Below are 25,948 nucleotides of genomic sequence, written 5' to 3'. Positions count from 1 at the left end.
CGGGCCGTCAGCGGTGCGCGATGGCGTCGCCGATGCGGTGCACCCGCAGCGCGTTGGTGGAGCCGACGGTTCCGGGCGGCGAGCCCGCCACGATGACGACCTTGTCGCCCTTCTGGCAGCGCCCCAGCTCCAGCAGCGCCTGCTCGACCTGCCGGACCATCTCGTCGGTGTGGTCGACGTGCGGGACGAGAAACGTCTCGACGCCCCACGTGATGGCCAGACGGCTCCGCACGCGCTCCACCTCGGTGAAGGCAAGCAGCGGGATCGGGCTGCGGTAGCGCGCCAGCCGACGTGCCGTCTCCCCCGACATGGTGAACGCGACGAGCGCCTTCGCCCCGACGATCGCGCCGACCTCGGCCGCCGCCCGCGCGATGGCGCCGCCGGTCGTCTCGGGCCGCCGGTCCAGCGAGTGGGCGGCCTCCAGGTGGGCCTCCTCGGCGGCGGCCGCGATACGGGACATCGTCTTGACCGCCTCGATCGGGTGCTGGCCGACCGCCGTCTCGCCCGAGAGCATCACCGCGTCCGCGCCGTCGAAGATGGCGTTCGCGACGTCGCTGGCCTCGGCCCGCGTCGGCCGGGGCGCGCTGATCATCGACTCCAGCATCTGGGTGGCGACGATGACCGGGTGCGCCTTGTCGCGGCACAGCTCGATCGCGCGCTTCTGCACGATCGGGACCTGCTCCAGCGGCAGCTCGACGCCCAGGTCGCCGCGCGCGACCATGATGCAGTCGAAGGCGTCCACGATCTCGGGGAGCGCGGCGACGGCCTGCGGCTTCTCGATCTTGGCGATGAGGGGGACGCGCACGCCCTCCTCGTCCATGATGCGGTAGCACTCCTGGGCGTCGGCGGCGTTGCGCACGAACGAGAGCGCGACCATGTCGACGCCGACGCGCAGCGCCCAGCGCAGGTCGGCCTCGTCCTTGGCGGTGAGCGCGGGCACGCTCACGGCGACGCCGGGGAGGTTGAGCCCCTTGTTGTCGGAGACCATGCCGCCGACGACGACCTCGGTGCGGACCCTGGAGCCGTCCACCTCCAGGACGCGTAGCGAGACCTTGCCGTCGTCGACGAGGACGAGGTCTTCGGCTACGACGTCGCCGGGCAGGCCCTTGTAGGTGGTGGACACCTCCTTGCGGGTGCCGGGCACGTCCTCGGTGGTGATGGTGAACTCGTCGCCCACGTTGAGCCGGACGGGGCCGTCGGGGAACCTGCCGATGCGGATCTTCGGGCCCTGGAGGTCGGCGAGGACGCCGATGCCCCGGCCCGTCGCCTCGGCCGCGTCACGCAGGAAGCGGTAGACCTCTTCGTGCTGCTCGTGGGATCCGTGCGACATGTTCAACCTGGCCACGTCGATCCCGGCCTCGACGAGGGCGCGGATCTGTTCGCGGCTGGAACACGCCGGTCCGATGGTGCTGACTATCTTCGCTCGACGACTCACGAGAACCACCCTAGGTAGTTACTCGTTGGTAGGTGCAAAACACCAGCTAGACATCACCGTCTGTTCATCGAGAACTTCGCGGAGTGGTCTAGACCAACGGTTTCCAGGGCGAGGCGGCGCCACAGCACGAGCAGCGCGGCCAGCGCCACCGTGACGGGCGGCACCAGGAACGCGGCGGCGGGCGAGAACCGTTCGGCGAGCTGCCCGCCGAGCGCGGACCCGGTGGCGATGCCGAGCCCGATCGCCCCGTTGAGCCACGTGAACGCCTCGGTCTTCACCGACGGCGGGACGAGCCCGTCCAGGACGGTGAACCCGGTGATGAGCGCGGGCGCGACGATGAGCCCCGCGAGCCCGGACGCGACGTACAGGGGTCCGGGCGAGGAGGCGAGCGCCGGAAGGACACACGCGATGGCGAGCGCCCACAGCAGGACCACAAGACGGATGGACGGCCTACCGGCGAGCCGGAGCGCCCCGTAGGCGACACCGCCCAGGAGGCTGCCCGCCGAGAACGTCCCGTAGATGGTGCCCGCGGAACCGGGGACGCCGAGTTCGGCGGTCAGCGCGGTGACCCCGACCTGGAGCGCGCCGAACACCGTCCCGACGCCCAGCAGCGCGACCGCGACGACACCGACCCCGCGCAGCGCGAGCACCCCCGTGCTCCCCCGCCCGGCGCCGGGCGAAGGCGGCGGCGCGCCCCGCCGGACCGCCGCGAACGCCAGCGTCCCGGCCACCACGAGGACGAGCGCGATGAGCAGCGCCCACACCGGGCTCGCCGCGGTGGCGACGGCGATGAGCAGGATCGGCGCGAGCGTGAACATGAGGTCGTCGGTGACGGCCTCGACGGCGAAGGCGGTGCCGACCCGCTCGGGCGGCAGCAGCCGCGCCCACCGGGCCCTGACCATCGCGCCGACCTGCGGCATGCTCGCGCCCGCGACGGCGGCGAGCGCGACGAGGTGGGCGGGGTCGCCGCCGGTCTGCGCGGCGACGAGCAGCGCGCCGAGCGCGACCGCGTGCACGAGGGTCTGCGGGACGAGGACGGCGCGCTGCCCACGCCGGTCGGCCAGCCGTCCGGTCTGCGGCCCCACGACGGCCTGGGCGAGGGCGGCGGAGGCGGCGGCGAGCCCACCCCACCCGTAGGAGCCGGTGGCCCACTCCACCAGGAGCAGCGTCCCGATCTGGAGCATGGCGAAGGGTAGGCGGGCGCACAGGGCGGGCAGCAGGAACCGCCAGGCGCCGGGCGTGCTGAGCACGGCGAAGTAAAGCTTCACGTTCCGGGTTCTCCGTCGTCGGCTGAAAGCGTCAGACCGGGGTAGATACCGCCCCGGAACGGGACAGCCGCCATGCGGTCACCACCGATTGTACGAAACCCCGCCGAATCCGCGTAGCTGCGGGTGCCTTAGCGCTGGTGAACCCTGACGGTTCCGGTGTCGCCGTCGACCGTGAGGCGGGCGCCGTCGGTGACGCGGGCGGTGATTCCGGAGGCCCGGACGACGGCCGGGATGCCCAGCTCCCGGGCGACGGTGGCGGCGTGGCTGAGCGGGCCGCCGCGCTCCACGACGAGGGCTGACGCGGTGACGAGCGCGCCCGTCCAGTCCGGTCCCGTCCGGTAGGCGACGATGACGCCGCGTTCGGCGTCGCGCGGGCCGTCCAGGACGCGGGCGGGCCCGCTGGCCAGGCCAGGACCGGCGGGGATGCCGCGCACCAGGTCGCCGTCGGCGTCGCCGGGGTCGGGGCTGCGCAGGCTCCAGGCGACGCTGCCGCGGGTGGTGAACCGGGGCGGCGGCGCGGGCAGGAGCCGCTGCCGCGCCTGCTGGGCGCGGCGCAGTTCGGCGAGCGGCCGCAGCTCGCGGTGGCCGAGGCCGCCCGCGTAGACGGCGCGGATCTCCTCGACCTTGAGGTGGAAGACGTCGCGGCGGTCGGCGAGCGCGCCGACGGCCTCCAGGTCGCGGCCGACCGCGCGGAACATCCGGCGGGCGAGCCCGAAGGCCCGTGCGCGGGCGTAGCGGACCCGCTCGCGCTCCCGCAGCGCCTCCCTGACCTTGGTCCGCACGAACGTGTACAGGAACCTCTTGGGGCCGCTCAGCCGCGCGTTGACGTAGGCGTCGGCGTCCTGCCGGGAGAGCGCGAGCGCGCGGAACCGCCCGGTGTCCTTGACGACGCCGTGGAGCGCCTCCTGGAGCATCGCCATGACGCGCACGGGGTCGTCGCGCAGGTCGGCGTCCTCCAGCTTGAGGCCGCCGGGCGAGAGGATCCCGTACTCCTTGACGTAGGCGTCGATCTCCGCGCGCAGCCACGCCTTGTCGTCGCCGAGCGAGTCGGGCGCGGAGTCGGTTTCGGCGAGCCAGCCGGGCAGCGCGGCGGCGTCCCGCGCGGCGATCTCCACGCTGAGCCGCTCGCGCCGGGCGACCGCGGCGGCGATCTCGCCCATCCGGCGCACCGGCGGGGACGGCTCGCCGCTGCCCGCCTCCCAGGCGAGCCACGGCGGCGCGTCGGGGAGCCAGCGGTCGTTCAGCGCGTGCAGGACGCCGAACGAGAGCAGCAGCACGTGATCGAGGACGGCGGTCGGCCCCCACCGGGACAGGAGGCGCTCCTCCAGCCGGTGCAGGGCGCGGTTCACCTCGTGGCCCGGCATCGCGTCGTAGTCGGCTTCCTCGAACTCCGCGCAGGCGCGTTCGAAGTCCTCGGCGAAGGACGACACCGAGCGGCGCACCCCGAACGCCATCCTGGCGAACCGCAGCGCGGCGCGCAGCCGCACCACCCGCAGCCGGGCGCCCGACGCGATCGGCACCTGCGCCTCGGCCAGCTCCGGGTCGGTCTCCCGGACGCCGAGCGCCCGTTCCATCGCCTTGCGGTGCAGCTTGTAGCCGGGGAGCAACCTGATGATCTTGTACCAGTTCAGGACGTTGTGGTAGACCCGGCCGTCGAAGTAGCCGAGCATCTCCCCGAACCACTGCTCCATCCGGGCGACGTCGCCTTCGGGCACGCCCAGCGCGCGCACGTAGTCCCGGTAGACGCGCTGGTAGGCGAGGCGCGCGAGGCTGAACGTCAGGGGCGCGGTCACCTCGCCGAACGCCTCGTCGATGTGCGCGCTGTCCCAGACCCGGACCTCGCCCTCGGCCTCCTTGAGCGCGGTGATGGGCCGGCTCTGCAGGACGTGGAACCTGCCGTCGCGCAGCGCCCATTCGACGTCCTGGGGGCAGCCGAACGCGGTCTCCAGCCGGGACGCCAGCTCGCCGAGTTCGCCGACCTGCTCGTTGCTGAGCGCGAACCGCTCGCGGTGGTGCGCGGACACCTCGGTGAGCGCGGGGCCGCCGGGCCCGGCGTCGAGCCGCCGCGCCTTCTCCCCGATGACGGCGTCGCCGACGACGCCCGTCACCCGGTCGAGGCTGAGCGTGTCGGGGTCCACCGCGCCGGACGCGAGGGTCTCGCCGAGCCCGTACACACAGCTGATGAGCGCCTGGTCGCGGGCGCCGGTGAGGGGGTGCGCGGTGAACATGACACCGCTGACCTCGGCGGGCACGATCCGCTGGACGATGACGGCGAGGTCGATCCGGTCGGTCGGCAGGTCGTGCAGCCACCGGTAGACGAGCGAGCGCGCCGAGTAGGCCGACGCCCAGCATTCGCGGACGTGCTCCGCGACCGCGTCGAACCCGGAGAGCCCGAGGAACGAGGAGTACTGCCCGGCGAACGACAGGTTCGGCAGGTCCTCGTCGGCGCCGGAGGAGCGGACCGCGACGACGCCCTGGCCGACCGCGTCGTAGGCGCGCCAGATCGCCGACAGGGCGGGCCCGTCGAGCGGGGTCACCGAGAACGCCTTGGCGATCCGCTCGGCGACGTCGAACGCGGTGTCGGGGGTCAGCCCGGCGAGCAGGCCCGCGATCTCGGCGTCCAGGCCGGACCGCTCGCGGAAGCCGCGCAGCACGTCCAGGCCGAGCACCGACCACGCGGGGACCGGGAATCCCGCGTCGGCGAGCCGCCGCAGTCCCGCCGCCTTGCCGCCGACACCGTCCGTCACGCCCGGACCACCTCCGCTGTCGCCGCGCACACCTCAACACCGTCCTGCGCCAGGGAGACCGCGACGGTGCCCTTGCCGCCCCGGTCGGAGGCGATCCGCGCGGCGCACGTCATCGCCGCGTCCAGCTCGCCGACCGCCTGGTGCCGGGAGTCCAGGCCGGTGACGGCGAGCAGCCCGGCCGGGACGGCGAAGTGCCGGGACATCGCCCACAGCGCCGCCTGCCGGGCCGCCTCCATGAGGGCGAGCGCGGGCACGTGGTCCTCGGGCTGGTCGAACAGGGCGGCGTTGCCCGGATCGACGACGACGCGGGCCGTCATCAGGCCGGGCTTCCACACCGGGTCGGCCAGCAGCACGTTGCCCTCGTGGGTGCGGCCGACGGTGCGGGCCGCCGGGAACGTGCCGGTCATGTCGGGCGCGCCGATCTCCGCGCCGAGGCCGTGCCTGGCTCGTCCGGCGGCGCGCCCGGCCCGCCAGGCGGCCTCGGTCATCCAGGTGAGGGACGCCCGCGCCGTCGCGAGGTCGGCGCCGTCCTGGCCCTCGTCCAGGCCGAGCAGCCGGAACGCGAGGTCCATGCCGTCAGCGCGGGCCGCGACCGTCGTCGCCTCGATCATGACCCTGCGGTGCGCGTGCGCGCCGGGCACGAGCTGGGCGCGCAGCGCGCCGAGCCGGAACCGCGCGTCGTCGGGCGCGCCCCGGTGCGCGTGCGCGAGGACGTAGCAGCTCTGCCGGCACAGCTCCAGGATCGGCGCGAGGTCGAGGCCGCCGCGCGGCAGGTCGTTGAGGAACCGGTGCGCGACGGGCAGCTCGCCCGCCAGCAGCACCGTGCCGTTCGGGACGGCCACCTGGTCGGTGAGCAGCACGCCCGCCGGGCCCGTCTTGTGCACGAGCGGGTAGGGCAGGGTCCGGTCGAAGCGCAGCGGGCGGGCCGCCCTCGCGTTGAGGTGCTCCCACTGGGCGGTCGTCACGGCCGTCACGAGCGGTGTCTTGTCCGGGACCCATCCGGGCGCCTGGGCCATGCCGAGCACCACGTCGTCCCAGGGGGCGGCGGGCTCGTCGTGTTCCCTGCGCTCACTGGCCGCCTCGTAGGAGAAGTCGTGGGAGGGGGTGCGGGCGTACAGCTCGGCGATGAGCGCGCGGGCGCGGGCCTCGCTGTCGCGTCCGGCGACGAGGTCGGCGTAGACACGGCGGCGCTCCGGGCCGTCCAGGAGGATGCCGAACTCGCGGACGAGGTCGGCCGGCTCGTCGGCGGTGTGCACGAACGTCACGAGGGCGTCCGCGCCGTCCAGGCGGTGCCGTAGCTGCCACGGCTCGCGCCGCTCGGGGTCGGCGTGGCCCTTGCGCTGGCTGATCCGCAGCGTCGCCGGGATCGGCGCGTGCGGCAGCCGGGCGACGAGGAGCAGGCTCTCCCCCGCTGTGGCGAGGGTGTCGGCGAGCGCGCGGCGCTCCCGCGTCGCGACGTTCCACTGGTACCACCACAGCGCGCGGGTGCCGTGCCGGTCGAGCCGCAGCGGTTCGGCCGCGACGACGACGGCGTCCTGGGCCAGCAGCCAGTCGAGCGCGGCCTCCAGGCGGCGTCCCGCGACGGCGTCGGGGGTCAGCAGCATCGTCGCGTGCGTGTCCAGCAGGGTCCACGGGTCGGGCGCGACGTCGAGCAGGTCGTCCCAGCCGTCCCGGAAGTAGCTGTCCACCGCGAACAGCGCCCGTTTGCCGGGCAGTGCCGACAGCGCGGCGGGGACGGGCTCGGCGTGCTCGCCCCCGATGGTCATCTCGGGCGTCTCGGCGGGCACTTCGCCAGCCCCGGCCAGTGCGGTCATCCCCGTCATTCCCGCCTCCTCGCGGTGCCCCGGTCCGGGTCGCGCAGTGCGCCGGGCCGATCACGAACCGTCCTGAATTATCCCTGCAAGGAAAGGCCATAGAAGATGATCTGATCTTTGTTGTCAAATCCGCGCGCCGCCGACTCCCGGCGTTCACACACCTTTAACACGATTCCTCGGGACGGTGTGTCGCAGGTCACTGCGCGTGCGGGAACCCTTGCCCGGTCGGCCCTCTCAGCCGGGTTACAGGAGTCAACATCTCATTTCGAACCGCGGTAAGCACCCGGGTGAATTGTGTGACGCGACCATTCCCGATTTCCCCGTGGGAGGCCGTTTCCGGGAACGTTCCCAACGCAACGGCAAACGCCCGACCCCAGGTCACAGACACAGGTCGGGCGCAACTGGCGAGTTCACAACTCGGCGAGGATCGCGGTCAGTACCGCCGGCGTCGCCGACACCGGCTCGGCCTCCACGCACAGCTGGTCCATCACCGCGAGATAGCGCTCGACGTCGTCGCGCTTGTCCAGGTACAGCGCGCTGGTGAGCTGCTCCAGGTAGACGACGTCGGGCAGGTCCGGCTCGGCGAAGCGCAGGATGCTGAACGGGCCGCCCGCCGCCGCGTGGCCGCCGCGCGCGAACGGCACGACCTGCACCGTCACGTTGGGCCGTTCGGCGAGCTCGATGAGCCGGGTGAGCTGGGCGCGCATCACCTCGCGGCCGCCGAGCGGACGGCGCATCACCGCCTCGTCCACAACGGTCCACACGTGCGGCGCGCCGTCGCCGTCGAGGAGTTCCTGGCGCTTCATCCGCATCTCGACGCGCCGCTCGATCTCCTGGCGCGGGGCGTCGAAGTGGCCGAGCAGGGTGACGGCGCGGGCGTACTCCTCGGTCTGCAGGAGGCCGGGCACGAACTGCACCTCGTAGGAGCGGATGCGGCTCGCCGCCTCCTCCAGGCCGATGTAGTTCTCGAACCACTTGGGCAGCACGTCGTTGTACTGGTGCCACCAGCCGTTGCGGCTGGCGCGCCGGGCGAGGCCGAGCGCCTTGGCGCGCTCGGCGGTGTCCTGGACCCCGTACAGGGTGAGGAGGTCCTCGACGTCGCGCTCGCGGAACGAGACGCGGCCCAGCTCCAACCTGCTGATCTTGGAGTCGGACGCGCGGATGGCGTAGCCGGCGTCCTCCCGGGAGATGCCCTTCGCCTCACGGAGCCGGCGTAGCTGCGCGCCGAGGAGGATGCGCAGAACGGTCGGACCACCGCCCGCCTTGGCCGAGATGCGCAACGCGGTCGGTGGTGCGGGTGGGACCATTCGGGGCTCCCCAAAGATCGGGTGCGGGTGTCCGAGGCGGGTGCGCAGGGCTCCCGATGCCCGTACGCCGGAACACGCGAGTATCCCACGGAGGGTCGGCGCGTACCACCGCTTCGTTTTTCGGTCCCCGAACAGCCCCGTAGCGGTCGGGCCGCAGCGCGCGCCGTGGTCGCGGCGGGGCGCGCTCAGGCGACGAGATGGTCGAAGTCACCGTCCTTCGCGCCCCCGATGAACGCCTCGATCTCGGCGCGGGTGTAGACGAGCACGGGCCCCTCCGGATGCCGGGAGTTGCGCATCGCGATCTCTCCGCTCGGCAGCTCGCTCAGCTCGACGCAGTTCCCGCTGGGGTTGCTGCGCCGGCTCTTCAGCCAGCCCCCTGACGCCGAACCGTGCGGAGCCGGCTTCGGTGCGTGTTCCCCCATGACATTGCTCCGTTCCAACAATGATCTTTCTGTGCCGCAAGGGCAGATGCACGTGCAGAAGCCCTTGCACCTGCACGCGTCGAAGGGAAAGATAGCGGACACCCACGCAGCGCATCATCCGGTCGCGACAGGACATTCCATGACCCTTCAGCGGGCTCCTCGCATGATCCACAGCCGTCGGCTCTTCTGCGCCGAAGAAGGCCGGTGGCCTGCGATGCTGCCGACTCTCGAAGCCGCCCACTGGCCCACTCCCCCGGCCTCCGGAACCGACCGGCTCGTCAGACGCCCGCTCAACAGTGATCCCGGCTCCCCCGGCGCGGCCCGCGAGTTCACCCGCGAGACCCTCAAGGGCTGGAACCTCTCCTCCGTCTTCTGCGACGCCGCCGTGGTCGTGTCCGAACTCGTCACCAACGCCGTGCGCTACGGCCTGCCCGGACGGCACCGCGTGGCACGTGCGCCGATCCAGCTGATCCTCATGGCCCAGGAGCGCCGGGTGCTGGCCATCGTCACCGACCCCAACCCCGAGCCGCCCGTGCTCGTGGAGCCCGACGACTTCGCCGAGAGCGGCCGGGGCCTGCAGGTCGTCGCCGGCATGTCCGAGGCGTGGGGCTGGGCGCCGCTCTCGACCGGCGGCAAGGCCGTCTGGTCCTCGTTCGCGCTCCAGGCGTAGCCTCCCGCGCCCCGCGCGACGGCGCCCGACACCGTGTCGTGAGACACGAACCGCCCTTTCCGGAGTCAGCCCGGCTTCCAGCGGGTAAACAGGAAAGCGGGCCAGAGTTACCGGGGCGGTGAGGCCACATGACCGACACGTCCGCCTATAGTCTCGCGCCATGAACGTCGGGGGACCGGTCACGGCGGCGCGCACCGTGCGCGGCGCGACCGCACGACGTGGGGAGAGCGGCTTCCGGCGCACGCCGGTGCCCGACCCCGGTGGCGACTTCATCCTGCACGCCGTCAGCGAGCCCTTCGCGGTCGGCGCGACCAGTGGCGGCCCGCTCGTCCTCGCGTGGAACGGGACGACCTGGGCGCCCGAGGCACTGCCGGAACGCGACCCGGCACTGCACGGCGCCGTGCTGACCGCCGTGCGCGGCGACGTCGCGGTGGGCGGCGCGTTCGACCGGCTGCGCCTCGCCGAGATCCCGCTGCTGCTGCGCCGCTCGGCCCTGTCCGAAATCCCGGTCGCCCCACGGGACGCCTCGGTCGTCGCGTGGCACGACGACGGCGCCCCCGAACTCGGCTTCCCCTACGTCCTGACGGGCGTGAGCGGGCCCTGGGCGGTCGGGCACGGGTTCCCCGGAAGCGTCGTCCTGAGGCACGACGGGGCGGTGTGGAAGCCCGTCCCGGTGCCGGGCAGGCCCGTCCGGCCGCGCGCCGTCGCCGCCACCTCCGGGGGCCTGCTGGTCGCGGGCGCGCACGACAAGGAGGGCGTCATCCTCCACCTCGACGGCTCCGCGTGGCGGCAGTGGCGCACCCGCACCGGGCCCGTCACCAGCCTCGCGCTGTGGCGCGGCGGCGCGTGGGCCGCCTCGGGCGACGAGCTGCTGCACTGGAACGGACGCCGCTGGGCGCACCGCGCCGCGCCGCTCCGGATCAACGCGCTGTCCGTGGGGCACGCCGGGCTCCAGTGCGCGGGCGCGGGCCGGGTCGCGGTCTTCGACGGCCGCCGCTGGACCGTGCGCGACCTGCCCGGCACCTGGCTGGGCGCCGACACCGACTGGTTCGTCGGCACCGCCTGAGCCCGCCCGGGGGCGGCCGCTCCCGACGAAGTCGGGGCCGCAAAAGCGGCCGCCCCCGGGCCGATTGAACACAGTCAGGGCTCTACCAGGCCGGAGCGGATCGCGTAGCGGGTCAGTTCGAGGCGGTCGCGCATGCCGAGCTTCTGCAGGATGTTCGAGCGGTGCCGGTCCACCGTCTTCACGCTGATGAAGAGGATCTCGGCGACCTCCTTGGTCGAGTTGCCCTCGGCGATCAGCTTCACGACCTCCTCCTCGCGGGGGGTGAGGATGCTGTCCGGAAGCCGCTCGCCCTGCTTCTCCCGCTGGAGGTAGTCGCGGATGAGTGCCGTCATCGCGCCGGGGTACAGGAACGGCTCGCCGCGCATCGCCGCCCGGCACGCCTCGATGAGGTCCTGGTCGGCCGCCGACTTCAGCACGTAGCCGCTGGCGCCGGACTTCAGCGCCTCGAAGAAGTACTGCTCGTTGTCGTACATCGACAGCATGAGGATGCGCACCTCGGGCGCGCGCCGGGAGATCTCCCGCGCCGCCTGGAGGCCGGTCATCCTGGGCATCGCGATGTCCAACACCGCGAGGTCGACGCCCGCGACGGCCGCCTCGACCGCCTCCGCGCCGTCCGCCGCCTCGGCCACGACCGACAGGTCGGGCTCGGAGTCCAGGATCATGCGCAGCCCCTGGCGGACGAGGGCGTGGTCGTCGGCCAGCAGGATCCGGGTCACGTCCACGGTCACTTCCGCTCGCTCAGGGCCTCGACGGCCTGTCCTGGCACGGTCAGGGTCACCCGGGTGCCTCCGCCGGGCCGTGGCTGCACGGTGAGCCTGGCCCGGATCAGCCCGGCCCGCTCGCGCATACCACGGATCCCGGCGCCCTCCACGTGCTCACCGCCCTTGCCGTCGTCGGCGATGGACAGCACAAGGTCGCCGCCGCGCCGGGTCAGGCTCATCTCGACCCGGGACGCGCCCGCGTGCCGCATCACGTTGGTGAGGCTCTCCTGGGCGACCCGGTAGAGGACCAGCTCGACGTCGCGGCCGAGGTCCTCGGGCAGGTCGGGATCGACGAGGCGGCTCACCGGCAGGCCGCTCGTCCGCGAGAAGTCGCTGATCAGCGACTTGAGGGCGGAGCGCAGCCCCAGGTCCTCCAGGACGCCGGGCCGCAGCCGGTGCGCGATCTGCCTGACCTCCTCCAGGCTGGACCGCACGTTCTCCTTGACCGTGTGCAACTCCGGGACGAGCTCCTCAGGCGCCCGGTCCACCACGTGCTTCAGCCCGAGCAGCACGACGGTCAGGCTCTGCCCGATCTCGTCGTGCAGCTCACGGGCGATCCGCATCCGCTCGGCCTCCTGCGCGGCCAGGGCCCGGCCGGCACTGCCGGTCCGCTCGGTCTCCAGCCGGTCCAGCATCCGGTTGAACGTGTCGATCAGGTGGGCGAGGTCGCCGTTGCCCTGCTCGGGCAGCCGGTCGCCGCCGCGCAGCAGGTCCACCCGCGCCATCACGTGTTCGAGGTTGTCCAGCGGGGCGAGGCTGCGGCGCAGGAGGAACCCGTTGAGGGTGAGGATCAGGGCGAGACCCACCAGCAGGACGGGTACTTCCCTCCACAGGACCGGTGCCGATACCGTGGCGGGGGACACCGCGAGGATCAGCGTCCCGGCGATGAACACCAGGCCGTTGGTCAGGAACAGCCGCCAGAACAGCGACTGGCCAGGACCCTTGTCCCGGCGGCCCCCCGTTCTCGTCGTCATCGCACCAGCGTCCTCAAGCTCCCCGGCGCGGTCAATCGGGCTCGCCCCCCATCCTGAGCCAGTATGGGGGCTAGCCCCCAACCCCGAATGAGGCCCAGCCCCAATAGCAACTTTGTCCTTTTCGCCCCACACTTAACGGGGGAAGAGGTCGGCATGACCAAAGCGATCACACGGGATGGTGCAATGCGAGCGCGTGACATCACCGCGAACCTGCCCACGGTGACGGTGCACGACTCCGTCATGCGGGCCGTACAGCTCATGGCGGTGCGGCAGTTGCCAGGGCTGATCGTGGTGGACGATCGCGGCAGGCCCTGGGCGGTGCTGCCCGGAACCCAGGTGCTGCGGCTCGCCATCCCGGGAGCCTACCGGGAGACGCCGACGCTCGCGCGAACCGTCGACGAGGCGCATGCCGACATCTTCTGGCAGGAACTCGGCGAACGCTCCGTCGGGGACTGCCTTCCCGATACCCCGGCAAAGCCGTGCACCGTCCCACCGGACACCAACCTCCTGGAGGTCGCCGCGGTGATGGCGCGCAACCGCAGCCCGCTCGCGGCGGTCGTGGACGACCGCGGCGTGCTCATGGGGGCGATCACTCTGGACCGGCTGCTCACCAGCCTCGCTGTCCTCGGGCCCGGCGACACCGGCGAATAGGACGAGGGCGGCGGCCCCCGCCGCCCTTCCCGTGCCGGGTGAGCACCGCTTTTTTCTCACGTTTGGGGAGTCTGATGTCCTACTTTGTCGATTCATCATGCCTGGAAGCCAGGACTGTTGAACGGACCGGACCGCCGGGGTACGCGCGGTGAGCGGAATCGTCGCACTCTCCATCTTCACGGCGGCGTTCGCGCTGATCGCCAGCGAGAAGATCAACAAGGTCAAGATCGTCCTCGTCGCGGCGGGCCTCATGGTGGTGCTCGGGATCATCCCGGGCGCGGAGATCTTCTTCTCCGAGCACGAGGGCATCGACTGGAACGTCATCTTCCTCCTGTTCGGCATGATGGTCATCGTCGGGATCATCAAGCAGACCGGGCTGTTCGAGTTCCTCGCCATCTGGGCCGCCAAGAAGTCCGAGGGCAGGCCCTACAAGCTGATGGTCATGCTCATGGGCCTGACCGCCGTCGCCTCCCCGTTCCTCGACAACGTCACGACCATCATGCTCGTGGCGCCCGTCACCGTCGTGGTCTGCGACCGGCTCCAGATCCCGGCGCAGCCCTACCTCATCGCGGAGATCCTCGCCTCCAACATCGGCGGCGCCGCCACCCTCATCGGCGACCCGCCGAACATCATCATCGGCAGCCGCGCGGGCCTGACGTTCAACGACTTCCTCGTGCACATGGCGCCGATCGTCATCATCATCTTCGCGGTGTTCGTGGTGCTCACGAAGTTCATGTTCCGCAAGTCCTTCGAGTACCACCCCGAGCACGTCGCCGCCGTCATGGCGCTCAACGAGAAGAAGGCGATCACCGACCGCAAGCTCCTCGTGCGCAGCCTCATCGTGCTGAGCGGCGTGATCGTCGGGTTCTCGCTGCACTCGGTGTTCCACGTCGAACCGTCGATCGTCGCGCTCGTCGGCGCCGGGGTGATGCTGCTCGTCACCAAGACCGACGTCAACGAGGTGCTGGCCGAGGTCGAATGGCCCACCCTCGTCTTCTTCATCGGCCTGTTCGCCATGGTCGCCGGCCTCGTGCACACCGGCACGATCGCCGTCATCGGCGAGTGGATCGCCGACACGTTCGCCGACAACACCTTCGCCGCGGCCACCGTGCTGCTGTGGGGCTCCGCGGTGTTCGGCGCGTTCTTCGACAACATCCCGTACGTGGCGACCGTCGCGCCGATCGTCGAACAGATGGTCGCGGCGACACCGGGCGACGGCGAGATGCTGTGGTGGGCGTTCGCGCTCGGCGCCGACTTCGGCGGCAACGGCACGGCCATCGCGGCGAGCGCCAACGTCGTCGCGATCGGCATCGCCGCCCGCACCGGGCACAAGATCAGCTTCTGGCAGTTCACCAAGTACGGCCTCCTGGTCACGGTGCTCACCACCGCCATGGCCTGGGCCTACGTCTGGCTGAGGTACTTCGTCTTCGCCTGACGCGTTTCATCTGGCCCGGAGAGCGGCCGCTTCGCGACCCCGACTTCGTCGGGAGCGGCCGCCCTCCGGGCCGTGTTCGATGGGCCCGGAGGACAGCCGCTTCACGACCCCGACTTCGTCGGGAGCGGCCGCCCTCCGGGCGTGTTCGATTCGGCCCTGGGGCGGGAACGCTCCCGGGCCGTTCCTCTCTCTCCCTCCCGCACGCCCCGGTGCGCGTCGGGCACCGCAAGCCGGGGATACTTCGGGGGTGGGGGCGATGATCGAAGCGGTCGCGGAGACACGGTGGAGCCTGATCCCGCTGCTCGGCGTCCTCGCCGTCGTGCACTACGTGCTCGAGGCGTGCGCGCTGCGCTCGGCGGCCGGTATCCACCTGCCGTTCGGGCGCACGACGCTCGTCCAGTTCACCTCGGCGGCCGTCGCCCGGATCACCCCCGGCGGGGTCGGCGGGATCGCGGTGAACGCCCGCTATCTCACGGTCAACGGGCTGGCCGCGCCCGCCTCGCTCACCGCCGCGACGGCCTGCGCGGGCGGGCTCGTCGTCGGCAGGGTGGTGGTGCTGCTCGCGACGGTCGCGGCGACCGGCGACGTCAGGGTGCTCCAACGGCTCATCGACAGGTTCGCCGACGTCTCCGCGCACGAGGCGGCCCGCAAGGCGGCGGCGGTGCTGATCCCCGGCGCGCTGCTCGTCGTGATCATCGTGGTGGCGCTGCGCCGGGCGCGCCGGGCCGAGCGGGCGCGCCGCTCCCTGCGGGAGTCCTGGGACGCGCTCCGGGCCATCGCGGCACGGCCCGCGAGCCTGCTCGGGCTGCTTCTGTCGTCGGTCGGCGTGGCGCTGGTGCTGGCCGTCGCGTTCGGGCTCGCGGTGCTCGCCGTGCCCGGCACCGGCACCACCTTCGACCAGCTCGGCGTGCTCATCGGCGCCTACCTCGTCGGCAGCGCGGCGGGCGCCGCGGTACCGGTGCCGGGCGGCGTCGGCACCGCCGAGGCGGCCTTGACCGGGACCCTCGTGCTCCTCGGGATCGGCACCCTGCCCGCGCTCCAGGCGGTGCTGGTCTTCCGGCTGATCACCTACTGGGCGCCCGTGCCGATCGGCGTCCTCGCCTCCCGGTTCGCGCTGGCCCGCTGACGTCAGCCGTCAGACGGGCAGCGCCGTGTTGACCTTGACGCCCGCCTCGGTGAGCGGGAGCAGGGTCTCCGGCTCCGGCCGCTCCACCCCGAGGAAGTCCACCCGGGACAGCTCCCTGCCGAGCGCGGCCAGCCGCCGCGTCAGCGCGACGGTGGGGGCCAGCCCCGAGAACGTCAGCGTGCCCAGGCGCGGGAGCTGGCCGAGCGCGTCCAGGGCGGCCGGGTCCAGGCGCGGCAGGCGCAGGTAGAGCATCTGGACGCCGAGCGGCAGCCAGCCGAGGCCCTCGCCGGTCGCGTTGCCCGCCGACCAGCGGACCACCCTCAGGTCGGGGTACCTGCCGGTCAGCCTGAGTGATCTGTCGCCCAGCGCGGCGCCGGTCAGCGAGAGCACCCGCAGCGGCGCGTCCGGCGGGGTGAAGTCGCCCTCGATCAGGTCGGAGTCCAGCCACAGGTCGAACAGCTCGCGCGGACCCGCCAACGCGCGCACCCCCGCGTCGGTGAATTCGCCGCGCGCCTTGAGCACCCGCAGCCACGTCATGCCCGCGATCTCGGCGAGCACCGCGTCGTCCACGTCAGCGAGGTCCAGCTCCCGGAACATGCGCTGCCCCGCCAGCCCCCGCATCCACATCCCCGTGTAAGCCAGCTCGGCGTCCGCCGCCAGCTCCACACTCCTCGTCTCCCCCATCCCCTCACCCTAGGTCACCCAAAGCCCGCCACCCGGGAACACGGAGTAACCACCACCCGAACATCTCCCCACGTCTCCCGAGCCGCCGCGTCGCGCCACGGGAATCGCCCTTCAACGCACGGGAAGGGGCGGCCTCCTCCTTCCCGTGCTTCTCGGTGGTGGGTTAGAGGGTCTGGAGGTGGTGGGCTTTGAGGGCGGTGTAGAGGGCGGCGGTGTGGGAGGGGGTGGTGAGGGAGAGGCCGGTGAGGTGTTCGATGCGGTCCAGGCGGTTGCGGACGGTGTTGCGGTGGTAGTAGAGGCGGGCGGCGACGTCGGCGGTGGAGCCGCCGGTTTCCAGCCAGGCTTCCAGGGTTTCCAGGAGGGGGGCGCTGTCGGGGTGGTCCAGGAGGGGGCGGAGGTGGGTGGTGACGAGGCGGGCGGCCAGGTCGGGGGTGGCGGCGACGAGCGCGGCGATGGGGTCGGCGTCCAGGGTGGTGGCGCCGCGTGCCTTCACCGGCAGGGCCGCCTTCGCGAGGGCGGCCAGGCGGAGCGACTGGGCGGTCTCCCGCAGCGCGTCGTAGGACGGGCTCAGCCCGGCCTGGCTGCTGACGAGCGTGTCCAGTTGCTCCAGGGCGAGTTCCGGGTCGTGCGCGCGCGGCACGGCGACGATCCCCTCAAGCCGGTCCGGGCGGGGGCGCCAGGCCGAGGAGAGGCCGTGCCGGAGGAGGGCGCGCTCCAGCCGGGTCGGGTCGTCGTCACGGGAGGCGACGACGCTCAGGTAGGGGCCGCGCGCGGGCAGGCCGAGCGCCTGGCCTGTCCCGCCGAGGAGCGCCCAGTCGGCGACCCGCCCCTCGAAGAGCGCGTCGAGGAGCAGGAGGCGCTGGCGTTCGTCGTCGCGGGAGGCGGCGACCATGGTCTCCCGGTAGACGGCGTTGACGACCTCCGACGTCAGGTCGGCGAGCGCCCACATCACCGTCGAGGCGCGGCTGAACTCGTCGAGGGAGAGGTCGGGCAGCGTCTTGGCCTCGGCGACCAGCGCCTCCCACACGACCCGGTAGCCGATCCGGTAGGCGTGCAGGAGGGCGTCTATGGGCACGCCCTGCCTGGCCCTGCGGCACGCGTTGTCGCGGGCCGTCGCGGTGCTCACCCGGACGCCGGAGGCCATACAGGTGAGCTGTTCGGTGACGGTCCGGGCGCTGAACTCCCGGACGTCCTCGCGGAGCGCCTCGTCCATGTCGGCGTACACCTGGTTGGACGTCATGATCTCGCGGTAGACCGTGGCGCCGATCTCGTCGACACGGTCCAGGAGGGTGCTCGCGCATCGGTTCATCAGAGGGGTCATCACGAGTTCCGCCATAACCGGCAGTGTGTGACATCCTTCACACTTCACACAAGAGCTGAACGGCCACGACCTGCCAACGATGCAGGCCGGGGCCCGTGCCGACGGCGGTGTCGGCGCAGGCCCCGGCGTCGAGGGCGGGGGTGGGTCGGGGCGTCAGTGGGGGTTGGCCTGCTCCGCGCCGAGCCCCGTGAGGGAGCGCACCTCCATCTCGGCGAACTTCGACTCCCGGTGCTCCTTGGACAGGATCGTCCCGAGGTAGCCGAACAGGAAGCCCAGCGGGATGGAGACGAGGCCGGGGTTCTCCAGCGGGAACCAGGAGAAGTCCACCGAGGCGGGGAACAGGGACAGGCTCTTGCCTGAGGCGTCCACGCCCTTGCCGGAGACGACGGGCGAGAAGAACACCAGGAGGACGGCCGATCCGAGTCCGCCGTAGATGGAGGCGACGGCTCCGGCCGTGTTGAACCGCTTCCAGAACAGCGAGTAGAGGATCGCCGGGAGGTTCCCGGAGGCCGCGACGGCGAAGGCGAGCGCCACGAGGAACGCCACGTTCAGCCGCTGCGCGAAGATCCCCAGCACGATCGCGACGGCGCCGATGACGAACGCCGAGATCTTGGCGACCCTGACCTCGTCCTGCTCGGTCGCCTTGCCCTTCTTGATGACGTGCGCGTACAGGTCGTGCGCCACGGACGAGGAGGAGGCGAGCGTCAGCCCCGCGACGACGGCGAGGATCGTGGCGAACGCGACGGCCGCGATGAACGCCAGCAGGATCGTGCCGCCGACGCTGCCGAAGATCAGCTCGCCGATCCTCTCCGCGAGCAGCGGCGCCGCCGTGTTCCCCGCCGGGTTGGACTCCGCGATCGTCTTCGAGCCGACGAGGGCCGCCGCGCCGAAGCCGAGGATGAGGGTGAGCAGGTAGAAGATCCCGATGATGCCGATGCCCCACAGCACCGACTTGCGGGCGTCGCGGGCGGTGGGCACGGTGTAGAAGCGGATGAGGATGTGCGGCAGGCCGGCGGTGCCGAGCACGAGGGCGAGGCCGAGGCTGATGAGGTCGAGCTTGCCCGCGATGCCCTGCGCGTCGGTGCCGTACTTCAGGCCGGGCTCCAGGAACGCGTCGCCCTTGCCGCTCTGCGCTGCCGCGTCACCTAGCAGGCTGGAGACGTTGAAGCCGTACTTGCCGAGCACCAGCAGGGTGATCAGGGTGGCGCCGCCCATCAGCAGCACGGCCTTGACGATCTGCACCCAGGTGGTGCCCTTCATCCCGCCGACGACCACGTAGACGATCATGAGGATGCCGACGCCGACGATGGTCAGCGCCTTGGCCGCCTCGCTCGTCAGGCCGAACAGCAGGGCGACGAGCGCGCCCGCGCCGACCATCTGGGCGAGCAGGTAGAAGATCGACACGACGATGGTGGAGACCCCGGCTGCCGTCCGCACCGGCAGCGGCCGCATCCGGAACGCCAGGACGTCGGCCATCGTGTACTTGCCGGAGTTGCGCATCAGCTCGGCGACGAGCAGCAGCGCGACGAGCCAGGCGACGAGGAACCCGATCGAGTAGAGGAAGCCGTCGTAGCCGGACAGCGCGATGATCCCGGCGATGCCGAGGAACGACGCGGCGGACATGTAGTCGCCGCCGATCGCGAGGCCGTTCTGGGCGGCGGAGAAGGACCGGCCGCCCGCGTAGAAGTCGGCGGCGTCCTTGGTCTGCCGGGACGCCCGGATCGTCAGGAACAGGGTGGCGCCGACGAACAGGAGGAACAGGACGATAGCCAGGCTCTCGTGGTTCATCGGGCCTCTGCCTTCGCCCGGATGTCCTCCGCTATCGGGTCGAGCTGTGCGCCCGCGTAACGCGCGTAGAAGTACGCGATGCCGAAGGTCGAGACGAACTGGAGGAGGCCGAACACCAGGGCGACGTTGATGGTGCCGACGAGCTGGATCGCCATGAAGTCACGGGCGAACCCGGACATCACCACGTACAGCAGGTACCAGGCGAGGAAGGCGACGGTCAGCGGGAAGACGAACGCGCGGAACTTGTGGCGGAGGCGGGCGAACTCGGGGGTGGCCCGCACCTCCTCGTACACGCTGAATCCCTCGGGAGCTGTGCTCATCGGGGACCTCCTTACGGATGTGACGGGGGTCACGACGGGGTGGACGCGCACACAACGTAAGACCGCTGAAGGGCCCCGAGGAGAGGTGTATCGGCGAGGCGCGGACGGGCTGCGGCCGTTCTTGATCGGCTGCGCCGAACGGTCGTTCCGACGCGGTGAACGGCGGCCGGGGCACCGTCAGATTCGCCGGGGCCGCCAGTCGCCGCGATCAAGCTCCACGCCCTCGGGCGTGTGCAGGCGGACCATCGTGCGCGCCGTGTTGGGCGGCCTCGACGTGTGCCGCGAGACCACGACCATCACGAGGAACGTCAGCGGGACCGTCCAGGCGCCCGGCTGCGCCACCCACCCGGAGGTCTGCTCGGTGACGACCGTCCACACGACGGCTCCCCCGGCCAGCAGCCCGCCCGTCACCAGGCCCGCGAGCGCGCCCGCGGCGGTGAGGCCGCGCCACCAGATGCCGAGCACGAGCAGCGGGCAGAACGTCGAGGCCGACAGCGCGAACGCGAGCCCGACCATCGTCGCGACCGGCAGCGACGACGGGACGGCCAGGGCCAGCCCGAGCGGCACCCCGACCGCCAGCACGGTCGCGGCCCGGAACGAGCGGACCCCGCCCCGGAAGAGGTCCTGCCCGATGACGCCCGCGACGGAGACGGTGAGCCCCGAGGACGTCGAAAGGAACGCGGCGAAGGCCCCGGCCGTCAGGAGGGCCGCCAGGACGTCGCCCAGGGTTCCGCCGATGATGCGGCCGGGGAGTTCCAACACGACCGCGTCGGTGTTGGGGGACGTCCCGGTAGCCAGGTCGGAGGCATAGATCTTCCCCAGTGCCCCGTAGGCGGACGGCAGTAGGTAGAACAACCCGAGCAGGCCGAGCACCATCGCGGTGGTACGGCGCGCGGCCGCCCCGTCCGGGTTGGTGTAGAAGCGGACGAGGACGTGCGGGAGCCCCATGGTGCCCAGGAACGTCGCGAGGATGAGCGAATAGGTGGAGTAGAGGCTGTCGTCGCCGGTGTCGGGGAGGAGCCAGCCGGTGTCGGCGATGCCAGGGGAGCCGTCGCGCTTCCACGCCATGAGCAGGAACACCAGAGGCACGCCGAGCGCGGTGAGCTTGAGCCAGTACTGGAACGCCTGGACGAGGGTGATGCTGCGCATGCCGCCGCCGAGCACCCCGATGATCACCACTGCCGCGACGAGGACGCCGCCCGCCCACGGAGGGCTCCCGGTGACCATGGCCAGGACCCGTCCGGCGGCCTGGAGCTGCGGCAGCAGGTAGAGCCAGCCGATGAGCACCACCAGCAGGCTCGCCATGCGTCTTACCGCCATGGACTCCAGGCGGGCCTCAGCGAAGTCCGGGAGGGTGTAGGCGCCCGAGCGGCGCAGCGGAGCCGAGACGAGCACCAGCAGCACGAGGTAGCCGCCGGTCCAGCCGACGGGCAGCCACAGCAGGTCGACGCCGCCCGCCAGGACGAGGCCCGCGATGCCGAGGAACGAGGCGGCCGAGACGTACTCGCCGCCGATCGCCGAGGCGTTGGCCAGCGGCGACACCCCGCGCGAGGCGACGTAGAAGTCGGACGTGGTGCGGGACAGGCGCAGGCCGTAGAAGCCGGCGAGCAGCGTCGCGAGGGTGACCGCGGCGACCGCCGCGAGGTTCACCGTGGCCTCACCTGCGCTCCACCATGTCCACGAAGTCCCGTTCGGTGCGTTCGGCCTGGCGCCGGTACCACCAGCCGAGCGCCCCGAAGACCGGGTAGACGACGACCGCCAGCAGCAGCCACGGCAGCGGCACCCCGAACACCTCGGACTCCCGGACCGGGTCGGCCAGCGCGAACACCAGCGGCAGCCCCCCGACGAACGTCACGAGCACCACGCACACCGACAGTGACAGCTTGAGCTGCGACCGTATCAGCGCGTCCATGTAGACCTCGCCCAAACGGGTCTGCTCGTCGATCTCCCGCGCCTTGGAGCCGCCGCCCGGACGGCGCCGGGCCGCGCCCGTCCGGGGGCTGGTGACCGCGATCCGCCGCTCCGTCATGGCCGGGGCCTGCGCAGCAGCAGGTCGCGCAGCTCGCGCTGGTGGCGGCGGCTGACGGGCAGCTCGACGCCCGCGACGACGACGGTGCAGCGGCCCGCGTCCAGCCGCAGCTCGCTGATGTGGGGCACGGCGACGAGGTGGCTGCGGTGGATGCGCACCAGCGACGGCCAGCGCTCCTCCAGCACGCTCAGGGGGATCCGCACGAGGTGGGCGCCGGAGGCGGTGTGCAGGCGCGCGTAGTCACCGCGCGCCTCGACGTAGTGCACGTCGGCCGGGTGGACGAACCTGGTCACGCCGGACAGTTCCACCGGAAGGGGTTCGGGGTCGGGCGGGGCGGGCGCCGTGTCGTCGGTGATCCGCCGGACCGTCTCGGCGAGCCGCTCCGGCCGGACCGGCTTCAGGAGGTAGTCCGCCGCGCGCATCTCGAACGCCTGGACGGCGTGCTCCTCGTGCGCGGTGACGTACACGAGCCGGGGCGGGTCGGCGAACTGGGCGAGGAGACGGCCGAGGACGATCCCGTCGATGCCGGGCATCCTGACGTCGAGGAAGACCGCGTCGTAGGGGCGGTCGGCGGCCAGCGCGCGGTCGAGCGCGCGTAGGGCGGCGGCCCCGTCGCGGGCGCCGTCCACGTCCGCGATCCTCGGGTCGGCGCGGAGCAGGAAGACCAGGTCGTCCAGGGCGGGGCCCTCGTCGTCGACGGCTAGCACACGCATCCCCAAAGGGTGACGACCATCACAAAGCTTGTCAAAGGGGGTCTGAGACTTCTGTTCACCGGGCGACGACTCCCGGGTGGTACTTCGGAACCCGCAGGGTGATCTTCACTCCGGCGCCCTCGGCCGTCTCCACGACGAGGCCGTAGGCGTCGCCGTAGACCTGGCGCAGCCGGGTGTCCACGTTGGCCAGGCCCACCCCGGTGCCCGCCGGGCCCTCCCCCGCCAGGACGCGCCGCATCCGCTCGGGTGCCATGCCCACGCCGTCGTCTTCGACGATGAGACGGCACTCCGCACCCGCGTCCTCCGCCAGCAGGGTGATCCGGCCAGGCCCCGGACGTCCCTCCAGGCCGTGCCTGACGGCGTTCTCCACGAGCGGCTGGAGGCACAGGAAGGGGACGGCCACAGGCAGCACCTCGGGGGCGATCCGCAAGGTGACCCGGAGCCTTTCCTCGCCGAAGCGGGCGCGCGCCAGCATGAGGAAACGGTCGACGTTGCGGAGCTCCTCCGCGAGTGTCGTGAACTCGCCGTGCCTGCGGAAGGAGTAGCGGGTGAAGTCGGCGAACTCCAGAAGCAGCTCGCGCGCCTGCTCCGGATCCGTCCTGACAAAAGAGGCGATCGTCGTCAGCGAGTTGTAGATGAAGTGCGGGGAGATCTGCGCCCGCAGCGCCCTGACCTCCGCCTCGACCAGCAGCTCGCGCGAGCGGTCCAGCTCGGCCAGCTCCAACTGGGTCGCCATCCAGCGGCCCACCTCCTCGGCCGCCCGCACCAGGCCCGCCGACGCGTGCTCGCCGAACGCGACCAGCGCGCCCGCCACGCCCGCGTCCGTCGCCAGCGGGACGACGACCGCCACACCCCCCTCGGGCGGCTCCACGACCCGCGCCCTGCCCGTCTCCAGGGAGTGCGCGGCCAGGTCCATCAGGCCGGGACGGCTCCCGGTGAGCACCTCGTCCCGGCTGGTGATCGCCAGGTCGTCCGCGCCCAGCAGCTCGCGCAGGTGCCGCGCCGCCTTCTCCGCGCCCGTCCGGGTCAGGCCCCGGCGCAGCGCGGGCGCGGCCAGCGACGCCTTGTGCAGCGTCTCGAACGTGGCGCGCTCGGCGGGGCCGCCGAGATCACGGCGGCGCAGCCACAGCAGGACCAGAACCGCGCAGGCCAGCGCGGCGGCAAAGAGCACGAGGGCGGCTTCCACCCGAGCCAAGGTAATCCCCGCCCGCCGCTAGTCTGGCGGTCATGACGGACTCGACCCCGGAATCCGCGCCGTCCCGCCCCGGCGGACCGCACCCTGCCGCCTCGCCCCCGCCCGGCGGCGGGCACGAGCCGGGGGCGCTCGCGCCGTGCTGCGCCGCCTCGCGGCCGAGTGGGGGGCCGCAGCCGCTGACGCTCGGGGCCCCGGCGCCGCTCGCGCCGCCGAAGGCGAAGACCCCGCCCAAGGGCATGATCGCGCTGCCCGGCGGGGTGTTCCGGATGGGCAACGAGGACGAGAACGCCAACCCGCTCGACGGCGAGGGGCCGGTGCGCGAGGTGGAGGTCGGGCCGTTCCGGATCGACCCGACAACGGTGACGAACGCCCAGTTCGCGCGGTTCGTCAAGGAGACCGGGTATGTGACCGAGGCGGAGGGGTTCGGCTGGTCGTTCGTCTTCTACGGCCTGCTCTCCCCCGAGGTGGCCGCCGCCACCCCGGCACCGGAAGGCACCCCGTGGTGGCGGGCCGTCGAAGGCGCGACCTGGCGCACCCCCGAAGGCCCCGGCTCGGACGTCACCCGCCGCCAGAAGCACCCCGTCATCCACGTCTCCTGGGCCGACGCCACCGCCTACGCCGCCTGGGCGGGCAAGCGCCTGCCGACCGAGATCGAATGGGAGTACGCCGCCCGCGGCGGCCTCGACCAGGCCACCTACCCCTGGGGCGACGACCTCCACCCACGCGGCCAACGCCGCGCCAACATCTGGGAGGGCGACTTCCCCACCCACCACACCGGCACCATCGGCCCCGTCCCCGCAGACTCCTACCGCCCCAACGCCTACGGCCTCCACAACACCGTGGGCAACGTCTGGGAGTGGACCGCCGACTGGTTCGACCCCACCCACACCCGCCGAACCATGCGCGGCGGCTCCTACCTCTGCCACGACTCCTACTGCAACCGCTACCGAGTAGCCGCCCGTACCGCCAACACCCCCGACTCCAGCACCGGCAACATAGGGTTCCGGTGTGCTTATTAGTCGCGGCTGTGTTTGATTGTCGCGGCTCCGCCGCGACGGTGATTGGGCGCCTTTGAGCCGCCGTCTTCCCTCCACCTTGCTCGCCTGGCGGCTCACAAGGCTCCGGTCCAGACAGCGGCGCGCCCAATCACTCCATGGTCTTCCACTCGACGGGCATGGGTCGGCTGGCCTGGAACCGGCGGGGGGCGGGGGCTGGGCTTTGGGTGGGTGGTTAGGACGTCAGGTTCTGCCAGTCGCGACTCCAGTCGCGGCCTTCGGGGTCGATGAAGGAGCCGGGGGGTGGGGTGAGGTTGTGGGTGCGGAGCCAGGTGCCGGGGGGGAGTTGGGAGGGGCGGGGGCGGCCGTTGGAGGGCATGATCTGTGGGGGGATGGGGGCGGGGGCGGGGTCGTAGTAGGGCTCCTCGTTGAGGGTGGAGAGGTCTTTTTCTTCGGCCATGCCGATGGGGCCTTCTCGGCGGGCGTTGAAGAACTGGTTCACGGCGGGGTCGCGGCTGGTGAGGATCATCTCGCGGGGGCCGAAGGCGACGAGGCCGCGGCGGAACAGGAGGCCCATGTTGTCGGGGAGGACGCGGGCGGTCCCGATATCGTGGGTGACGATGAGGATGGTGGCGCCGGTCTCGTAGTTGATGTCCACAAAGAGCTGGCTGAGGTAGGACGTCCGGACGGGGTCCAGGCCGGAGTCGGGCTCGTCCGCCAGGATGATCTCCGGGTCCAGGACGAGGGCGCGGGCCAGGCCCGCGCGTTTGCGCATGCCGCCGGAGATCTCGCCGGGGAACTTGTCCTCCGCGCCGGAGAGGCCGACGAGTTCCATCTTTTCCAGCGTCTTGGCGCGCACCTTCGACTCGGGCAGCTTGGTGTGCTCGCGCAGCGGGAAGGCGACGTTGTCGAAGACGCTCATGGAGCCGAACAGCGCGCCGTCCTGGAAGAGCACGCCGAACCTCCGGCGCATCTCGTACAGGCGGCGTTCGCGCAGCTCGGGCACGTCCTGGCCGTCCACCCAGACGTGGCCTCGGTCGGGCCGCAGCAGGCCGATGAGGTTCTTGAGGAACACCGACTTGCCGGTGCCGGAGGGGCCCAGCAGGGCGGAGATCTGCCCGGCCGGGACGGTGAAGGACACGTCCTCCCAGATGACCTGGCGGCCGAAGGACTTGCGCAGCCCCTCCACCCGGATCTCGACGCCCATGGCGGCTCCCTGCCGGGACC

Annotated in this window: 23 protein-coding genes; 6 read left to right on the top strand and 17 right to left on the bottom strand. The window is 72.1% G+C overall.

Annotation, left to right across the window (positions count from 1 at the left end):
- Positions 1–7: 7 nt before the first annotated feature.
- From pyk to LO762_RS06010, 6 genes are all read right to left on the bottom strand, one after another.
- Positions 8–1,435, bottom strand: a complete 1,428-nt coding sequence (pyk, locus tag LO762_RS06035; RefSeq protein ID WP_230613200.1) for a pyruvate kinase — start codon at positions 1,433–1,435, stop codon at positions 8–10.
- 53 nt (positions 1,436–1,488) lie between these two features.
- On the bottom strand, positions 1,489–2,703 hold the full coding sequence (locus LO762_RS33380) for an MFS transporter (protein WP_230613199.1): 1,215 nt from the start codon (positions 2,701–2,703) through the stop codon (positions 1,489–1,491).
- Between the two features lie 128 nt (positions 2,704–2,831).
- Positions 2,832–5,450 (bottom strand): PEP/pyruvate-binding domain-containing protein, encoded by a 2,619-nt coding sequence (locus LO762_RS33375; RefSeq protein ID WP_230613198.1) that lies wholly within the window; start codon positions 5,448–5,450, stop codon positions 2,832–2,834.
- Positions 5,447–7,273 (bottom strand): AfsA-related hotdog domain-containing protein, encoded by a 1,827-nt coding sequence (locus LO762_RS06020; protein WP_230613197.1) that lies wholly within the window; start codon positions 7,271–7,273, stop codon positions 5,447–5,449. The genes LO762_RS33375 and LO762_RS06020 overlap by 4 nt, the downstream gene beginning before the upstream one ends.
- A gap of 401 nt (positions 7,274–7,674) precedes the next feature.
- Positions 7,675–8,571 (bottom strand): helix-turn-helix transcriptional regulator, encoded by an 897-nt coding sequence (locus LO762_RS06015; protein WP_230613196.1) that lies wholly within the window; start codon positions 8,569–8,571, stop codon positions 7,675–7,677.
- Between the two features lie 185 nt (positions 8,572–8,756).
- Complete coding sequence (locus tag LO762_RS06010; RefSeq protein ID WP_230613195.1) at positions 8,757–8,993, bottom strand: DUF397 domain-containing protein; 237 nt, start codon at positions 8,991–8,993, stop codon at positions 8,757–8,759.
- A gap of 214 nt (positions 8,994–9,207) precedes the next feature.
- Here LO762_RS06010 and LO762_RS06005 point away from each other — a divergent pair, with 214 nt between their 5' ends.
- Together LO762_RS06005 and LO762_RS06000 are read left to right on the top strand one after the other, a co-directional pair.
- The gene (locus LO762_RS06005; RefSeq protein ID WP_230613194.1) at positions 9,208–9,663 is read left to right on the top strand and encodes an ATP-binding protein; all 456 of its coding nucleotides are present in this window, start codon (positions 9,208–9,210) and stop codon (positions 9,661–9,663) included.
- Positions 9,664–9,823: 160 nt separating this feature from the next.
- Entirely contained in the window at positions 9,824–10,729 is a 906-nt protein-coding gene (locus tag LO762_RS06000) for a hypothetical protein (protein WP_230613193.1), read from the top strand.
- Between the two features lie 74 nt (positions 10,730–10,803).
- On the opposite strand, the gene LO762_RS05995 is transcribed toward LO762_RS06000, so the two are convergent.
- Together LO762_RS05995 and LO762_RS05990 are read right to left on the bottom strand one after the other, a co-directional pair.
- Complete coding sequence (locus LO762_RS05995) at positions 10,804–11,451, bottom strand: response regulator transcription factor (RefSeq protein WP_308103418.1); 648 nt, start codon at positions 11,449–11,451, stop codon at positions 10,804–10,806.
- A 2-nt stretch (positions 11,452–11,453) separates the two neighbouring features.
- Positions 11,454–12,464, bottom strand: coding sequence for a sensor histidine kinase (locus LO762_RS05990; RefSeq protein WP_230613192.1), 1,011 nt, complete (start codon positions 12,462–12,464; stop codon positions 11,454–11,456).
- A gap of 183 nt (positions 12,465–12,647) precedes the next feature.
- Here LO762_RS05990 and LO762_RS05985 point away from each other — a divergent pair, with 183 nt between their 5' ends.
- The 3 genes from LO762_RS05985 (at position 12,648) to LO762_RS05975 (ending at position 15,676) form a co-directional block, all read left to right on the top strand.
- Positions 12,648–13,115, top strand: a complete 468-nt coding sequence (locus LO762_RS05985) for a CBS domain-containing protein (RefSeq protein ID WP_230613191.1) — start codon at positions 12,648–12,650, stop codon at positions 13,113–13,115.
- Positions 13,116–13,263: 148 nt separating this feature from the next.
- The gene (locus tag LO762_RS05980; protein WP_230613190.1) at positions 13,264–14,550 is read left to right on the top strand and encodes an SLC13 family permease; all 1,287 of its coding nucleotides are present in this window, start codon (positions 13,264–13,266) and stop codon (positions 14,548–14,550) included.
- A 256-nt stretch (positions 14,551–14,806) separates the two neighbouring features.
- Complete coding sequence (locus LO762_RS05975) at positions 14,807–15,676, top strand: flippase-like domain-containing protein (protein ID WP_230613189.1); 870 nt, start codon at positions 14,807–14,809, stop codon at positions 15,674–15,676.
- A gap of 9 nt (positions 15,677–15,685) precedes the next feature.
- Here the strand turns inward: LO762_RS05975 and LO762_RS05970 are convergent, their stop codons facing one another.
- From LO762_RS05970 to LO762_RS05935, 8 genes are all read right to left on the bottom strand, one after another.
- On the bottom strand, positions 15,686–16,360 hold the full coding sequence (locus LO762_RS05970) for a hypothetical protein (protein ID WP_230613188.1): 675 nt from the start codon (positions 16,358–16,360) through the stop codon (positions 15,686–15,688).
- Between the two features lie 163 nt (positions 16,361–16,523).
- Entirely contained in the window at positions 16,524–17,696 is a 1,173-nt protein-coding gene (locus LO762_RS05965; RefSeq protein ID WP_230613187.1) for a CdaR family transcriptional regulator, read from the bottom strand.
- Between the two features lie 138 nt (positions 17,697–17,834).
- Complete coding sequence (locus LO762_RS05960) at positions 17,835–19,469, bottom strand: cation acetate symporter (RefSeq protein WP_230613186.1); 1,635 nt, start codon at positions 19,467–19,469, stop codon at positions 17,835–17,837.
- Positions 19,466–19,789: a DUF485 domain-containing protein gene (locus LO762_RS05955; RefSeq protein ID WP_230613185.1), complete on the bottom strand. Its 324-nt coding sequence runs from the start codon at positions 19,787–19,789 to the stop codon at positions 19,466–19,468. The genes LO762_RS05960 and LO762_RS05955 overlap by 4 nt, the downstream gene beginning before the upstream one ends.
- 177 nt (positions 19,790–19,966) lie before the next feature.
- On the bottom strand, positions 19,967–21,439 hold the full coding sequence (locus LO762_RS05950; protein ID WP_230613184.1) for a cation acetate symporter: 1,473 nt from the start codon (positions 21,437–21,439) through the stop codon (positions 19,967–19,969).
- Between the two features lie 7 nt (positions 21,440–21,446).
- Entirely contained in the window at positions 21,447–21,818 is a 372-nt protein-coding gene (locus tag LO762_RS05945; RefSeq protein ID WP_230613183.1) for a hypothetical protein, read from the bottom strand.
- Entirely contained in the window at positions 21,815–22,531 is a 717-nt protein-coding gene (locus LO762_RS05940; protein WP_230613182.1) for a LytTR family DNA-binding domain-containing protein, read from the bottom strand. The genes LO762_RS05945 and LO762_RS05940 overlap by 4 nt, the downstream gene beginning before the upstream one ends.
- 55 nt (positions 22,532–22,586) lie before the next feature.
- Positions 22,587–23,717 (bottom strand): sensor histidine kinase, encoded by a 1,131-nt coding sequence (locus LO762_RS05935; protein ID WP_230613181.1) that lies wholly within the window; start codon positions 23,715–23,717, stop codon positions 22,587–22,589.
- Between the two features lie 41 nt (positions 23,718–23,758).
- Between LO762_RS05935 and LO762_RS05930 the strand changes: the two genes are divergently transcribed.
- Positions 23,759–24,745, top strand: coding sequence for a formylglycine-generating enzyme family protein (locus LO762_RS05930; RefSeq protein ID WP_230613180.1), 987 nt, complete (start codon positions 23,759–23,761; stop codon positions 24,743–24,745).
- Between the two features lie 211 nt (positions 24,746–24,956).
- Here LO762_RS05930 and LO762_RS05925 read toward each other — a convergent pair whose 3' ends face one another.
- Positions 24,957–25,928 (bottom strand): ABC transporter ATP-binding protein, encoded by a 972-nt coding sequence (locus tag LO762_RS05925; RefSeq protein WP_230613179.1) that lies wholly within the window; start codon positions 25,926–25,928, stop codon positions 24,957–24,959.
- Between the last annotated feature and the right edge of the window lie 20 nt (positions 25,929–25,948).

This window comes from Actinocorallia sp. API 0066 (assembly GCF_020991275.1).
Classification (GTDB): domain Bacteria; phylum Actinomycetota; class Actinomycetes; order Streptosporangiales; family Streptosporangiaceae; genus Actinocorallia.
This window is presented reverse-complemented; position numbering and strand designations above follow the sequence as displayed.

Bases quoted from the DNA above. Each gene is read 5' to 3' on its own strand.
- LO762_RS06020 (WP_230613197.1), bottom strand. From the start codon at position 7,273: ATGACGGGGATGACCGCACTGGCCGGGGCTGGCGAAGTGCCCGCCGAG.
- LO762_RS06015 (WP_230613196.1), bottom strand. From the start codon at position 8,571: ATGGTCCCACCCGCACCACCGACCGCGTTGCGCATCTCGGCCAAGGCG.
- LO762_RS06010 (WP_230613195.1), bottom strand. From the start codon at position 8,993: ATGGGGGAACACGCACCGAAGCCGGCTCCGCACGGTTCGGCGTCAGGG.
- LO762_RS06005 (WP_230613194.1), top strand. From the start codon at position 9,208: ATGCTGCCGACTCTCGAAGCCGCCCACTGGCCCACTCCCCCGGCCTCC.
- LO762_RS06000 (WP_230613193.1), top strand. From the start codon at position 9,824: ATGAACGTCGGGGGACCGGTCACGGCGGCGCGCACCGTGCGCGGCGCG.
- LO762_RS05990 (WP_230613192.1), bottom strand. From the start codon at position 12,464: ATGACGACGAGAACGGGGGGCCGCCGGGACAAGGGTCCTGGCCAGTCG.
- LO762_RS05985 (WP_230613191.1), top strand. From the start codon at position 12,648: ATGCGAGCGCGTGACATCACCGCGAACCTGCCCACGGTGACGGTGCAC.
- LO762_RS05975 (WP_230613189.1), top strand. From the start codon at position 14,807: ATGATCGAAGCGGTCGCGGAGACACGGTGGAGCCTGATCCCGCTGCTC.
- LO762_RS05970 (WP_230613188.1), bottom strand. From the start codon at position 16,360: ATGGGGGAGACGAGGAGTGTGGAGCTGGCGGCGGACGCCGAGCTGGCT.
- LO762_RS05965 (WP_230613187.1), bottom strand. From the start codon at position 17,696: ATGGCGGAACTCGTGATGACCCCTCTGATGAACCGATGCGCGAGCACC.
- LO762_RS05960 (WP_230613186.1), bottom strand. From the start codon at position 19,469: ATGAACCACGAGAGCCTGGCTATCGTCCTGTTCCTCCTGTTCGTCGGC.
- LO762_RS05955 (WP_230613185.1), bottom strand. From the start codon at position 19,789: ATGAGCACAGCTCCCGAGGGATTCAGCGTGTACGAGGAGGTGCGGGCC.
- LO762_RS05945 (WP_230613183.1), bottom strand. From the start codon at position 21,818: ATGACGGAGCGGCGGATCGCGGTCACCAGCCCCCGGACGGGCGCGGCC.
- LO762_RS05940 (WP_230613182.1), bottom strand. From the start codon at position 22,531: ATGCGTGTGCTAGCCGTCGACGACGAGGGCCCCGCCCTGGACGACCTG.
- LO762_RS05930 (WP_230613180.1), top strand. From the start codon at position 23,759: ATGACGGACTCGACCCCGGAATCCGCGCCGTCCCGCCCCGGCGGACCG.
- LO762_RS05925 (WP_230613179.1), bottom strand. From the start codon at position 25,928: ATGGGCGTCGAGATCCGGGTGGAGGGGCTGCGCAAGTCCTTCGGCCGC.